This window comes from Pseudomonas sp. SWRI22, assembly GCF_014268395.2.
Classification (GTDB): Bacteria; Pseudomonadota; Gammaproteobacteria; order Pseudomonadales; family Pseudomonadaceae; genus Aquipseudomonas; species Aquipseudomonas paracarnis.
Map to the genome: position 1 here is coordinate 452432 of NZ_JABWQK020000003.1, position 12793 is coordinate 465224.

A 12793-nucleotide genomic window follows, 5' to 3' on the forward strand; every position below is an offset into this window, starting at 1 on the left:
AAGGTGAAGATGTCAATGCAAGTAATGCGCGGCTGGGCGACTCGGCATGCGACCTGGATGGGCCTGATCGGGCTGCTGGGGGCAACGCAAGAGGCGCAGGCCGGTGACTACGATGGCTCTCCCCAGGTTGCCGAATTTGTCGGTGAGCTGACCCGCGACTACGGTTTTGCCGGTGAGCAACTGATGGGCGTGTTCCGCGAAGCCCAGAAAAAGCAGGCGATCCTCGACGCCATCTCCCGGCCCGCCGAACGCGTCAAGCAGTGGAAGGACTATCGCCCGATGTTCCTCACTGATGCGCGCATCGCCCGCGGCGTGGATTTCTGGCGCCAGCACGAGGCGGTACTGGCCCGCGCCGAGCAGGAGTACGGCGTGCCGGCGCAGGTGATCGTCTCGATCATCGGCATCGAAACCTTCTACGGGCGCAACACCGGCAGCTACCGGGTGATCGACGCCTTGTCGACACTGGGCTTCGATTACCCGCCCCGCGCCGAGTTCTTCCGCAAGGAACTGCGCGAATTCCTGTTGCTGGCCCGCGAAGAGCAGGTCGACCCGCTGAGCCTCAAGGGCTCCTACGCCGGGGCGATGGGCTTGCCGCAGTTCATGCCGAGCAGCTTTCGCGCCTATGCGGTGGATTTCGACGGTGACGGGCACATCAATATCTGGAGCAACCCCGACGATGCCATCGGCAGCGTGGCCAGCTACTTCAAGCGCCACGGCTGGGTCGCCGGCGAGCCGGTGGTTATCCGCGCCGATGTCACGGGCGAGCGCGCCGACGAGGGCCTGACCCAAGGTATCGAACCGGTCAAGACCGTCGGGGAGTTGCGAGCGCTGGGCTGGTCGAGTCAGAATGCGCCACGCGACGACATGCCGGTGACGGCATTCCGCCTGGAAGGCGCAAATGGCCCTGAATACTGGATGGGCCTGAAGAATTTCTACGCAATCACGCGTTATAACCGCAGTGTGATGTACGCCATGGCCGTGCATCAGCTGTCAGATGAGCTGGTTCAAGCACGGGGCAACAAGTAATGCGGGTATCGCCGTTCAAAAAACCGCTCAAGCTGGTGGCGTTCGCCGCGTTGTCCTTGTTGGTAGCCAGTTGTTCCACCACCCCTAACCGTGCGCCGGCCAAAAAGGCGGGCGGTGCGGTGGTACGTGCCCAGCCGGGCCTGGACATCAACCGCGCGCACAAAGACGGCGCGCCGTGGTGGGATGTGGATGTGTCGAAAATCCCGGACGCCACGCCGACCCTGCACACCGGCCCGTACAAGGCCAACCCCTATACCGTGCTGGGCAAGAATTACTTCCCGCTGCAGGAATCCAAGACTTACGTGCAGTCAGGCACCGCGTCCTGGTACGGCACCAAGTTCCATGGCCAGAACACCGCCAACGGCGAAGTGTATGACCTGTATGGCATGAGCGCGGCCCACAAGACCCTGCCGCTGCCTAGCTATGTGCGCGTGACCAACCTGGACAACAATCGCACCGTGATCCTGCGGGTCAATGATCGTGGGCCGTTCTATTCGGACCGGATCATCGACCTGTCCTACGCCGCCGCCAAGAAGCTTGGCTACGCCGAAACCGGCACCGCCCGGGTGAAAGTCGAAGGCATCGACCCGGCGCAGTACTGGGCCCAGCGCGGCAAGCCGGCGCCGTTGATGCTCAACGAACCGGCTACCCCGCAACCGCAAGTGACGGCCTCGACCGGCAAGATCGAGCAGTGGACGCCGCCGCCGGCGCAACATGCTCCGGATACCGTCGTCGTCCCTCACGCGGCACCGGGCGCCTCGATGGCGGGCGGGCAATACCTGCAGGTCGGCGCTTTCGCCAACCCGGATGCGGCAGAACTGTTAAGGTCCAAGCTCAGCGGCATGGTCAGTGCGCCGGTTTTCATCAGCTCCATCGTGCGTAACCAGCAAACGTTGCACCGTGTGCGCATGGGCCCGATCGGCTCGCCGAGCGAAGTGGCGCAAGTGCAGAACAGCGTACGCCTGGCCAACCTGGGGCAACCTAGCGTGGTCACCGCAGAATAAGTAACGCATTGATGGCTCGGGGGCGTCTGCGTGCCCGAGCCCTGGTTGTTGGCTCGTTGAACAATAAAAACCCAGGGGCAAGGGGTGAGCGGGCAACCGAACACGTGACAGTCTGGAAGCGGGCTGTCTGAATAGTTTTGCCCGCGAGGGCAAGTTTCCATAAGCAATTTCGAGAGACGGATGAACATCACCACCTTAGCCAAACGCACGTGCCTGCTTATCTCGCTGATCATCACCCCGGCCGCCTGGGCGGTTGAAATGGTGCCGGCCTCCCCGCAACTGGCCGCCAAGTCGTGGGTCCTCATGGACGCCGCCAGTGGCAACGTGCTGGTCGAAAACGGCGGTGATGTACGCCTGCCGCCTGCCAGCCTGACCAAGCTGATGACTGCCTACATCGCGACCCTGGAAATCCGTCGCGGCCAGATCGGCGAAAACGACCCGGTTACCGTCAGCGAAAACGCCTGGCGTACCGGTGGTTCGCGGATGTTCATCAAGGTGGGTTCGCAAGTGACCGTGAGCGACCTGCTGCACGGCATCATCATCCAGTCCGGTAACGACGCCAGCGTCGCCCTGGCCGAGCACATCGCCGGCAGCGAAGACGCCTTCGCCGACATGATGAACAAAACCGCCGGTGAGCTGGGCATGACCAACAGCCACTTCATGAACCCGACCGGCCTGCCGAACCCAGAGCACTATTCGTCGGCTCATGACATGGCGATCCTGGCACGCGCCATCATCCGCGTTGACCCGGTGCACTATGCGATCTACTCCCAGAAGGAATTCTTCTGGAACAACATCAAGCAGCCTAACCGCAACCTGTTGCTGTGGCGCGACAAGACCGTCGATGGCCTGAAGACCGGCCACACCGACGAAGCCGGCTACTGCATGGTGTCGTCCGCCGTACGTGATGGCCAGCGCCTGATCGCCGTGGTATTCGGCACCAACAGCGAGCAGGCCCGTGCGGCCGAGACGCAAAAACTGCTGACTTACGGCTTCCGCTTCTTCGAAACCCAGACCTTCTACCAGAAGGGTGCTGAACTGGCGACCGCGCCGGTGTGGAAGGGCTCGACTTCGCAAGTCAAGGCCGGCCTGGCCGACGACCTGACCCTGACCATGCCTAAGGGCCAGCTGAAAAAACTCGCCGCCAGCATGACCCTGAACCCGCAATTGGTTGCGCCAATCGCCAAGGGTGATGTGATCGGCAAGGTCGAAGTGAAGCTGGACGACAAGGTGGTGCACAGCGCCGACCTGATCGCGCTGGACGCTGTCGAGGAAGGTGGTATCTTCCGCCGCGTATGGGATAGCATCCGTCTATTCTTCTACGGCTTGTTCAACTGATTGTGTGCACCTGCAAAGCCCCGCGTTGATCCAACGCGGGGCTTTGCCCGTCGCCACGGCTTAGCGCTTACGAGGCTGTTCTGCCATGACCGATAAAGACGTAGAAGTAAAGGCGCCAAAGATCGAATTTCCTGTGACGGATTATCCCGTCAAGGTGATCAGCGATACCGGTGTCGGCCGCAAGGACAAGATTCTCGAGATCGTCAGGAAGCACGCGACGATCAACGACAACCGCGTGGACGAGCGCCAAAGCTCCACCGGCAAGTACACCACGATCCAGTTGCACATCGTTGCGACCGATCAAGACCAGCTCTACAACATCAACAGCGAACTGCGAGCCACCGGCTTCGTGCATATGGTGCTGTGATGTCGCAAGTCCTGGGCTTTCGCGAGCTCGGCCGGATGGCATACGAGCCGGTCTGGCATGCCATGCAGCGCTTTACCAATGAGCGCGGCACTTCGGCCCCGGATGAAATCTGGCTGGTGGAACACCCGCCGGTCTTCACCCAGGGTCAGGCCGGCAAGGCCGAGCACTTGCTGCTTCCGGGCGATATTCCGGTGGTGCAGGTCGACCGAGGGGGGCAAGTGACTTACCATGGGCCCGGTCAACTGGTGGCTTACCTGCTACTGGACGTGCGCAAGCTGGGGTTTGGCGTGCGCGACCTGGTCAGCCGCATGGAGACGTGCCTGATCGAGCTGTTGGCCAGTTACGGCGTGACCGCCGTGGCCAAGCCCGATGCACCGGGTGTATACGTGGATGGCGCGAAAATCGCCTCCCTGGGGCTGCGCATTCGCCACGGTTGTTCGTTTCATGGCCTGGCCTTGAATGTGGACATGGACCTGGCGCCGTTCCGACGGATCAACCCGTGCGGTTACGCCGGGCTTGCGATGACCCAGTTGAGTGAGCATGCAACATCCATAGAATTTGCCGAGGTAAGTGCCCGGCTGCGCGCGCAGCTCGTCAAACACCTCGACTATGCAGAGCAGACGACCCTGACGGGCGGAATCGATTGATATGACTACTGATGTTGTGCAAACCATGATCCCGACGCTGGACATCACTGAGCGTCCAGCCCCGGCCCCGCGTGCCAAGGTGGAAGCCGGCGTCAAGCTGCGCGGCGCCGAGAAGGTTGCACGCATCCCGGTCAAGATCATCCCGACCACCGAACTGCCGAAGAAACCTGACTGGATTCGCGTGCGCATCCCGGTTTCGCCGGAAGTCGACCGTATCAAGTCGCTGCTGCGCAAACACAAGTTGCACAGCGTATGCGAAGAAGCCTCCTGCCCGAACCTGGGCGAGTGCTTCTCTGGCGGCACCGCCACGTTCATGATCATGGGTGACATCTGCACCCGTCGCTGCCCGTTCTGCGACGTCGGCCACGGCCGTCCGAAGCCGTTGGACGTCAATGAGCCAGAAAGCCTGGCCATCGCCATCGCCGACCTGAAGCTCAAGTATGTGGTGATCACCTCGGTAGACCGCGACGACCTGCGTGACGGTGGTGCCCAGCACTTTGCCGACTGCATCCGCGAGATCCGCAAGCTGTCGCCGAACGTGATGCTCGAAACCCTGGTGCCGGACTACCGTGGCCGTATGGACGTCGCCCTGGACATCACCGCTGCCGAGCCGCCGGATGTGTTCAACCACAACCTGGAAACCGTGCCGCGCCTGTACAAGGCTGCGCGGCCGGGTTCGGACTACCAGTGGTCGCTGACCCTGCTGCAGAAATTCAAGCAGATGATGCCGCACATCCCGACCAAGTCCGGCTTGATGCTGGGCCTGGGTGAAACCGACGAAGAAGTCATCGAAGTCATGAAGCGCATGCGCGAACACGACATCGACATGCTGACCCTGGGCCAGTACCTGCAACCGTCCCGCAGCCACTTGCCGGTGCAGCGCTTCGTGCACCCGGACACCTTCGCTTGGTTCGCCGAGGAAGGCTACAAGATGGGCTTCAAGAACGTGGCCTCGGGCCCGTTGGTGCGGTCTTCGTATCATGCCGATGAGCAGGCCAAGCTGGTCAAGGCGAGCCTGGTTTCGTAAGCCGCTCCAGAATCAATGTGAAATGCGGGCTTGTGTGGGAGCTGGCTCGCCTGCGATAGCATCACCTCGGTGTCACTGATACACCGAGGCGCTTGCATCGCAGGCGAGCCAGCTCCCACATTTCGTTCTGCGTCATATAGGGAGAACCATGGATGACCGCCGCCGTACCTGCACTGCGCCCCGAAGGCACCCTCGGCCTGATCGCCCCCGCCGGCCCCGCCGCGCTGGATGTTGAAAAAGCCCGGCAATGGATGCGTGCCCGTGGCTACGACCTGCACATTTTCCCTGGTGTGCACGAGCGCGACGGCTACCTGGCCGGTAGCGATGAAGTGCGCCTGCGCGATTTGCATGCCGCCTTCGCCAACCCCGACATCGATGCCATCCTCTGCCTGCGTGGCGGCTATGGCACGCCCCGTTTGCTCGATGCGCTGGACTTCGACCTGCTGCGCGCCAACCCCAAGCCGTTTGTGGGCTACAGCGATATCACCGCCTTGCACCTGGCCATCAACCGCTATGCGGGCTTTGTGACGTTCCATGGCCCGATGCTCAATGCCGACCTGCTCGGTGGCAAACAGCCGCCCACCGAATCCTCTTTGTTCAGCCTGCTGCGTGGCCAACGGGGCGCCGGCAGTGTGCTGCCGCACCCGATGGCCTACCCGTTGATCACAATCGAGCCCGGTGTGGCTTGTGGGCGCTTGCTGGGCGGTAACTTGTCGATGATCGCCGCAGTCATGGGCACGCCGTACGAAATAGACGCTGACGGCATCATCCTGTTTATCGAAGACGTCAACGAACCGCTCTATCGCATCGACCGCCTGCTGACCCACCTGCGCTTGGCTGGGAAGCTGGCTCAGGTCGCCGGTGTGCTGGTAGGGGATGTGGCCGGTGTGGATAGCGCGGCGTTGGCGCATCTGCTGAAGCAGACCTTTGAGCCGCTGTGCATTCCAGTGCTGGCAGGCTGGCGCAGTGGGCATTGCGACCCGAACCTGACATTGCCGATGGGCGCCTTGGTGCGCCTGGATGCGGGAGAGCAGCGGGTGGTGTTGGAGCAAGATGTAGTGTTCAAGGCCTGATCGTTCCCACGCTCTGCGTGGGAATTCCTCCAGTGACGCTCTGCGTCACCCTCTTCAGTCGCCGACGCGGAGCGTCCAAGGCAGCGCTCCCACGCAGAGCGTGGGAGCGATCACTTCAGCGGTTCTGCAGCGACTCCAGCAACTTCACCGTCGGATACCCATCCGCCGGCCAGCCCAACGCCTGCTGTGCAGCCCGAATCGCCTTGCGCGTGTTGGCGCCAATAATCCCGTCGGCATTACCCGCGTCATACCCTTTGGCGCTGAGCGCCGTCTGCAGGTCAATGCGTTGCGAACGGCTCAGCGGCAGCTCATCCTTTGGCCAACTGCCCCGAATCACACCGCCACCGCCAAACCGCTCGGACAGCAAGCCAACCGCCAGTGCATAAGACGACGAATTGTTGTACTTGAGGATCGCGCGGAAGTTATCCAGCACCAGGAACGCCGGGCCACGGTAGCCGGCCGGCAGCAGCAGGGCGGCGGACAGCTGGTCGACATTGGCCGGCAGGCTCACGCCAGGCGGCAGTTGGATGCCCAGTTGCAGCCATTGCGCCACGGTCTTGCGCACGCCGCCATCGGCCAGGCTGTAGTCGAAGCCAGACGGCAGCGGCTGCACTTCAACGCCCCATGGCTGGCCTTTCTGCCAGCCGGAGCTTTGCAGGTAATGCGCCGTGGAGGCGAGGGCGTCGGACGGGCTGTTCCAGATATCGCGGCGACCGTCACCGTCGAAGTCCACGGCATGGGTGTTGTAGGTGGTCGGGATGAACTGGGTCTGGCCCATCGCCCCGGCCCAGGAACCCTTCATCTGGTCGGCCTGAATATCGCCATGCTGGATGATCTGCAGCGCTGCCAGCAACTGCGCTTGCGCAAAGGCCGGACGACGTCCTTCATAGGCCAGGGTGGCCAGGGAGCGGATCACCGAGTTATTGCCCTGGAAAGCGCCGAAGTTGCTCTCCATGCCCCACACCGAGACCAGCGCCTGGCGGTCGACGCCATAGCGTTGCTCGATGCTTTGCAGAATATCGGCGTACTTGACCAGCAGTGCCTGGCCATTGCGCACGCGCACCGGCGACAGTGCACCGTCGAGGTATTCCCACACCGGGCGAGAAAATTCCGGTTGGCTGCGGTCGGCGCGAATCACCGCCATATCAGGGGTGACGCCGGCAAAAGCGTTGTCGAACACGGTCGCAGTGATCCCGGCTTGCAGCGCTTGAGCACGGAAGCCAGCTTGCCATTCGGCAAAGGTCTGGGTCGGCTGGATATCCAGATTGTCCACCGCCAACGGGGCCACCACGGCAGGCGCGATAGCCGGGGCCGTCTGGAGCTTGGGCAGGGGTTGAGCGTCCGCAGCGGTAGGTTTTTCGGCGCAGGCGACGAGCAGAATGAGGCTGGAGGCAGCGATCAATTGGCGTAGGTGCCAATGACGAGAAAGACGAGAGGGCATGCACAGGTCCAGGGGGTTACAAATCAGGTACAGACCTTATCATGCCAGAGGGGCGCTTGCCTTCAGGCAGCCAGAAAGTAAGAAGCCTCCCAGCTATTAGACTGGAAGGCTTCGCGGCGGTAGCTGCCTTTGCCTTTGCCGGCGCGTTCCTGACGGCTGCGGAACAGTGGCTGGGCGATGATGGATTTGGCTTTGTTGGGGCCATGCTTGGATGGCTTTTTGCTCATGGTGGATTCTCTCGCTTGGGGTGGAATGCAGCGGTGCAAATCATCTGCCGAAGTGGGCCGGCTGTAAAGCCCGTCGATAGGTGGGAAATGTCGCAAATAAGCAGTGGGCAGAGTCAATGTGGGAGCTGGCTTGCCTGCGATGGCGGTGGGTCAGTTGGCACAAAGGGCACTGATACACCGCCATCGCAGGCAAGCCAGCTCCCACAGGGTTTTGTGCCGTTGTACAGAGGTGGTTATTCGGCAGGCAACGCCAGGCGCTGGCCGGCCATCAACAGCGACAGACGGCTCAGGCTCATCCACGGCGAGCCGGCCGCCTGGCCTTTGATCTGTGCATCGATGCGCTGCGCTTCCAGCAACAGTTGCGCCCAGCGTTGCGCCGAGTGCCGTTGCAGGGCTTTGCTCATCAGGGGTTTGCGCTTGTCCCACACCGGTGGCCGGGCCTGGCTGAAGCATTTGTCCAGCGGTGTGCCCTGGCTGTATTGCAGCGCAATGTTCGCCAACACGCGCAGCTCACGGGCCAGGGCCCAGAGAATCACCGGGGGTTCCACCCCTTCGCCGCGCAGGCCTTCAAGCATGCGCAGGGCGTGGGCGGGCTCGCCGTTGAGGATGGCGTCCACCAGGCCGAACACATCAAAGCGCGCGCTATCGGCCACTGCGCCTTGCACGGTTTCGACGGTGATCTGCCCGTCTTCGGCCATCAGCTTGAGCTTTTCGATCTCCTGGGCGGCGGCAAGCAGGTTGCCCTCGACCCGAGCGGCGATCAGCTCCACGGCATCCTGTGTCGCAGCGAGACCTGATTGAGACAGGCGCTGACGAATCCACTGCGGCAACTGGTTGCTGTCCACCGGCCAGATCTGGATGAACTGAGTCTGTGGACCTTCAACCAGAGCCTTGCCCCACTTGGTTTTCTGCGCGCTGCCGTCGAGCTTGGGCAGGCTGACCAGCAACACGGTGTCTTCGGCGGGGCGCGAGCAGTATTCCATCAACGCCGCCGCGCCTTTATCGCCCGGCTTGCCCGAGGGCAGGCGCAGTTCCAGCAGGCGTTTCTCGGCAAACAGCGACATGCTCGCGCCAGCTTGCAGCAGGGTGCCCCAGTCGAAACTGGCGTCGGCGCTGAACACCTGGCGTTCATCGAAGCCTTGCTGGCGTGCGGCGGTGCGGATAGCGTCAGCTGCTTCCTGGCACAGCAGCGGGTCGTCGCCGCTGACGATGTACACAGGCGCAAGGCCACCTTGCAGGTGCTTGGCGAGTTGGGCGGGGGCAAGTTTCATAGGCGGGGCGAACGGGGCGCCAGAGGCGCCCCGTCTGGCTTACTCGACAGGGACTTCAACAGGCGACTGTTTCGGTGTGTTGTCTTCATATTCCTGCGCGGCTTTCAGGGCGTCGGCGTCAGCCTTGGCCTTGTTGTCGGCCACTTGCTGCAGCTCAGCCAGTTTTTCCGGGGTGAGCATTTGCAGGCGAGTCATCATGCGCTGGATCAGCTCACGACGCATTTCCTTGCGCACCTGGATGGTCTCGGAGTCCGAACCCACCAGGTTGTTGCCATCGTGGCTCACCACTTTCTGCACCTGGATCTTGTCACCCATCAACGGCAACTGATCACGGCCTTGTATTTCGAACATCAGCGCCGTGTTCAACTCGACGTCGGACGCACGGCCAGCACTGGCGTAGCTGATATTGCGCTGGGTTTCTCGCTCATCCGTCAGGATCAGTTTGTAGGTTGCGCCGTTGTACACGTGCACACCGCTGTTTTCCAGGGTCTGGCGCAGCTGGGTGACGGTTTCGCCGTAGGCGTTGCGGGCGCTGACGTCGAGTTCCTTGAGCGACAGCTCATTGGTGCCGGTGCCGCGCAGCTGGAAGCCGCAAGCGCTCAACAGCACGGCAAGGCCCATAACCAGCAGATTGCGTTTGATCATTTTGTTGCTCCCCTTGAAACCAGGTGGGCCTTATCGGGCCCTAAAGGTTTAGTTCGGCGCGGGGCCAAGCCCCGCGCCCGATCCGATTTAGCTGGCGACGATATTGACCAGTTTGCCGGGTACCACGATCACCTTGCGGATGGTCAGGCCTTCGGTAAAGCGCAGCACGTTCTCATTGATACGTGCAGCTGCTTCAACCTCTTCACGGCTGGCGCTGGCCGGCATGTCGATCTGGCCACGCAGTTTACCGTTAACCTGGATGACCAGTTGCAGCGTGTCCTGTACCAGGGCGCTGTCATCCTGCACCGGCCAGGCGGCATCGATGACGGCACCGCTGTGGCCCAGACGGCTCCACAGTTCATGGCTGATGTGCGGCGTGATCGGCGCGAGCAACAGGGTAACTGTTTCCAGGCCTTCCTGGATCAGCGCACGGTCTTGTTCGGTCGCCTGCGAGGCTTTTTCCAGCACGTTCATCAGCGTCATCACCTGGGCGATGGCGGTGTTGAATTTGTGGTTCTGCCCAACGTCCTGGCTGGCCTGGCGGATAGCCAGGTGGATGCTGCGGCGAACGGCTTTCTGCTCGTCGTTCAACGCGCCGATATCCAGCTTGCCCGGCAGGCCCTGGCTGACATGAGCGTGGGCCAGGCGCCAGACACGCTTGAGGAAACGGTGCGAGCCTTCGACGCCCGAGTCGGACCATTCGGCGCTCATGTCAGGCGGCGAGGCGAACATCATGAACAGGCGGCAGGTGTCGGCGCCGAACTGATCGATCATCGACTGTGGGTCGACGCCGTTGTTCTTGGACTTGGCCATCTTCTCGGTGCCACCGATTTCCACCGGCAGGCCGTCGGCTTTCAGCTTCGCGCTGATGACCTTGGCCTTGCTGTCACGCTCAAGCTCGACATCCGCCGGGTTGAACCAGGTGTAGGCGCCATTGGCTTCGCGGCGATAGTAAGTGTCGGCGATCACCATGCCCTGGGTCAGCAGGTTCTTGAATGGCTCATCGGAGCTCACCAGGCCTTCGTCACGCATCAGCTTGTGGAAGAAGCGCGCGTACAGCAGGTGGAGGATGGCGTGTTCGATGCCACCGATGTACTGATCCACTGGCAACCAATGGTCGGCTGCGGATTTCTCCACCAGGCCGCCTTCATAGTGCGGCGAGGCATAACGAGCGTAATACCACGAGGACTCGACGAAGGTGTCCATGGTGTCGGTTTCACGCTTGGCCGGCGCGCCGCATTTAGGGCAGCTGCACTCGTAGAACTCGGGCATGCGCGCCAACGGCGAGCCAGCACCATCCGGCACCACGTCTTCTGGCAGCACGACCGGCAGTTGGTCTTCCGGTACCGGCACGTCACCGCAGGTTTGGCAGTGGATGATCGGGATCGGGCAACCCCAGTAGCGCTGGCGGCTGATGCCCCAGTCACGCAGACGGAACTGGGTGCGCGAGGCACCGAGGTTTTTCTTGATCAGGGCCACTTCCATGGCGTCGAACGCGCCCTGGAAGTCCAGGCCGTCGAATTCGCCGGAGTTGATCAGCGTGCCGTGCTCGCCGTAGGCGTCTTGCCACGGAGCGGGGTTGGTATCACCCGAGCTGGTACGCACGACCGACTTGATAGGCAGGCTGTACTTGGTGGCGAATTCGAAATCGCGCTCGTCGTGGGCCGGCACGGCCATGACGGCGCCATCGCCGTAGTGCATCAATACGTAGTTGGCGACCCAAACCGGCAGTTTCTCGCCGGTCAACGGGTGCTCGACGAACAGGCCGGTTGGCAGGCCTTTTTTCTCCTGGGTGGCGACGTCGGCTTCGGCCACGCTGCCGCCTTTGCATTCAGCGATGAACGCCTGCAGCTCAGGGTTGTTCTGTGCGGCCTGGGTGGCCAGCGGGTGTTCGGCGGCCACGGCGACGTAGGTCGCGCCCATCAGGGTGTCGGGGCGGGTGGTGAACACCTTGAGTGCGCCGGCTTCGCCGATGGAGTCGACGTTGTACGGGAACTGCACTTCCATTCCCTTGGATTTGCCGATCCAGTTGCGCTGCATGGTCTTGACCTGTTCAGGCCAGCCCGGCAGATCGTCAAGGCTCGACAACAGTTCATCCGCGTAGGCGGTGATCTTGAAGTAGTACATCGGGATTTCGCGCTTTTCGATCAGCGCGCCGGAACGCCAGCCGCGACCGTCGATGACCTGTTCGTTGGCCAGTACGGTCTGGTCGATCGGGTCCCAGTTCACGGTGCCGCTTTTTTTGTAGATCACACCTTTTTCGAACAGGCGCGTGAACAGCCATTGTTCCCAGCGGTAGTAATCCGGCTTGCAGGTGGTGACCTCGCGGGACCAGTCCACCGCCAGGCCCAGGCTGCGCAACTGGGTCTTCATGTAGGCGATGTTTTCGTAGGTCCACTTGGCGGGCGCCACGTTGTTTTTCATCGCGGCGTTTTCTGCCGGCATGCCGAAGGCGTCCCAACCCATGGGTTGCAGCACGTTCTTGCCGAGCATGCGCTGGTAGCGCGAAATCACGTCGCCGATGGTGTAGTTGCGCACGTGCCCCATGTGTAGCTTGCCGCTGGGGTAAGGGAACATCGATAGGCAGTAGTAAGTCTCCTTGCCTGGCTGTTCACTGACTTCAAAGGACTTTTGCTCGTCCCAGAAGGTTTGGGCGGCATTTTCTATTTCACGGGGCTGATATTGTTCGTGCATGGCTACTTTTGAACTGGATAGGGGTGGCCTAAT

12 protein-coding genes are annotated in these 12793 nt (G+C 62.0%); 7 read left to right on the forward strand and 5 right to left on the reverse strand.

Features of this window, described 5'->3' with window-relative positions:
- Positions 1-15: 15 nt before the first annotated feature.
- The 7 genes from mltB to HU730_RS25145 all read left to right on the forward strand — a co-directional run bounded on the left by mltB (position 16) and on the right by HU730_RS25145 (position 6482).
- Positions 16-1026 (forward strand): lytic murein transglycosylase B, encoded by a 1011-nt coding sequence (gene mltB / locus HU730_RS25115; protein WP_054896188.1) that lies wholly within the window; start codon positions 16-18, stop codon positions 1024-1026.
- The gene (locus HU730_RS25120) at positions 1026-2030 is read left to right on the forward strand and encodes a septal ring lytic transglycosylase RlpA family protein (RefSeq protein WP_014720084.1); all 1005 of its coding nucleotides are present in this window, start codon (positions 1026-1028) and stop codon (positions 2028-2030) included. Before mltB ends, HU730_RS25120 begins: the two co-directional genes overlap by 1 nt.
- A 180-nt stretch (positions 2031-2210) precedes the next feature.
- Positions 2211-3368 carry a D-alanyl-D-alanine carboxypeptidase family protein gene (locus HU730_RS25125; protein WP_014720083.1) on the forward strand — a complete coding sequence of 386 codons (1158 nt, stop codon included), beginning with the start codon at positions 2211-2213 and terminating at the stop codon, positions 3366-3368.
- Between the two features lie 85 nt (positions 3369-3453).
- Positions 3454-3735: a DUF493 domain-containing protein gene (locus tag HU730_RS25130; RefSeq protein WP_005791752.1), complete on the forward strand. Its 282-nt coding sequence runs from the start codon at positions 3454-3456 to the stop codon at positions 3733-3735.
- Positions 3735-4382 carry a lipoyl(octanoyl) transferase LipB gene (lipB, locus tag HU730_RS25135; protein WP_014720082.1) on the forward strand — a complete coding sequence of 216 codons (648 nt, stop codon included), beginning with the start codon at positions 3735-3737 and terminating at the stop codon, positions 4380-4382. Before HU730_RS25130 ends, lipB begins: the two co-directional genes overlap by 1 nt.
- Before the next feature lie 25 nt (positions 4383-4407).
- Positions 4408-5409 carry a lipoyl synthase gene (gene lipA, locus HU730_RS25140; protein WP_161793230.1) on the forward strand — a complete coding sequence of 334 codons (1002 nt, stop codon included), beginning with the start codon at positions 4408-4410 and terminating at the stop codon, positions 5407-5409.
- 152 nt (positions 5410-5561) lie between these two features.
- The gene (locus HU730_RS25145) at positions 5562-6482 is read left to right on the forward strand and encodes an LD-carboxypeptidase (protein WP_057975549.1); all 921 of its coding nucleotides are present in this window, start codon (positions 5562-5564) and stop codon (positions 6480-6482) included.
- Positions 6483-6597: 115 nt separating this feature from the next.
- On the opposite strand, the gene HU730_RS25150 is transcribed toward HU730_RS25145, so the two are convergent.
- The 5 genes from HU730_RS25150 to leuS form a co-directional block, all read right to left on the reverse strand.
- Entirely contained in the window at positions 6598-7923 is a 1326-nt protein-coding gene (locus tag HU730_RS25150) for a lytic murein transglycosylase (RefSeq protein ID WP_127881465.1), read from the reverse strand.
- A gap of 62 nt (positions 7924-7985) precedes the next feature.
- The gene (gene arfA, locus HU730_RS25155) at positions 7986-8150 is read right to left on the reverse strand and encodes an alternative ribosome rescue factor ArfA (protein ID WP_003176285.1); all 165 of its coding nucleotides are present in this window, start codon (positions 8148-8150) and stop codon (positions 7986-7988) included.
- Between the two features lie 233 nt (positions 8151-8383).
- Positions 8384-9421, reverse strand: a complete 1038-nt coding sequence (gene holA, locus HU730_RS25160; RefSeq protein ID WP_003194456.1) for a DNA polymerase III subunit delta — start codon at positions 9419-9421, stop codon at positions 8384-8386.
- Between the two features lie 39 nt (positions 9422-9460).
- The gene (gene lptE / locus HU730_RS25165; protein WP_014720078.1) at positions 9461-10066 is read right to left on the reverse strand and encodes an LPS assembly lipoprotein LptE; all 606 of its coding nucleotides are present in this window, start codon (positions 10064-10066) and stop codon (positions 9461-9463) included.
- A gap of 87 nt (positions 10067-10153) precedes the next feature.
- Positions 10154-12760 carry a leucine--tRNA ligase gene (leuS, locus tag HU730_RS25170; RefSeq protein ID WP_003194453.1) on the reverse strand — a complete coding sequence of 869 codons (2607 nt, stop codon included), beginning with the start codon at positions 12758-12760 and terminating at the stop codon, positions 10154-10156.
- Positions 12761-12793 lie beyond the last annotated feature (33 nt).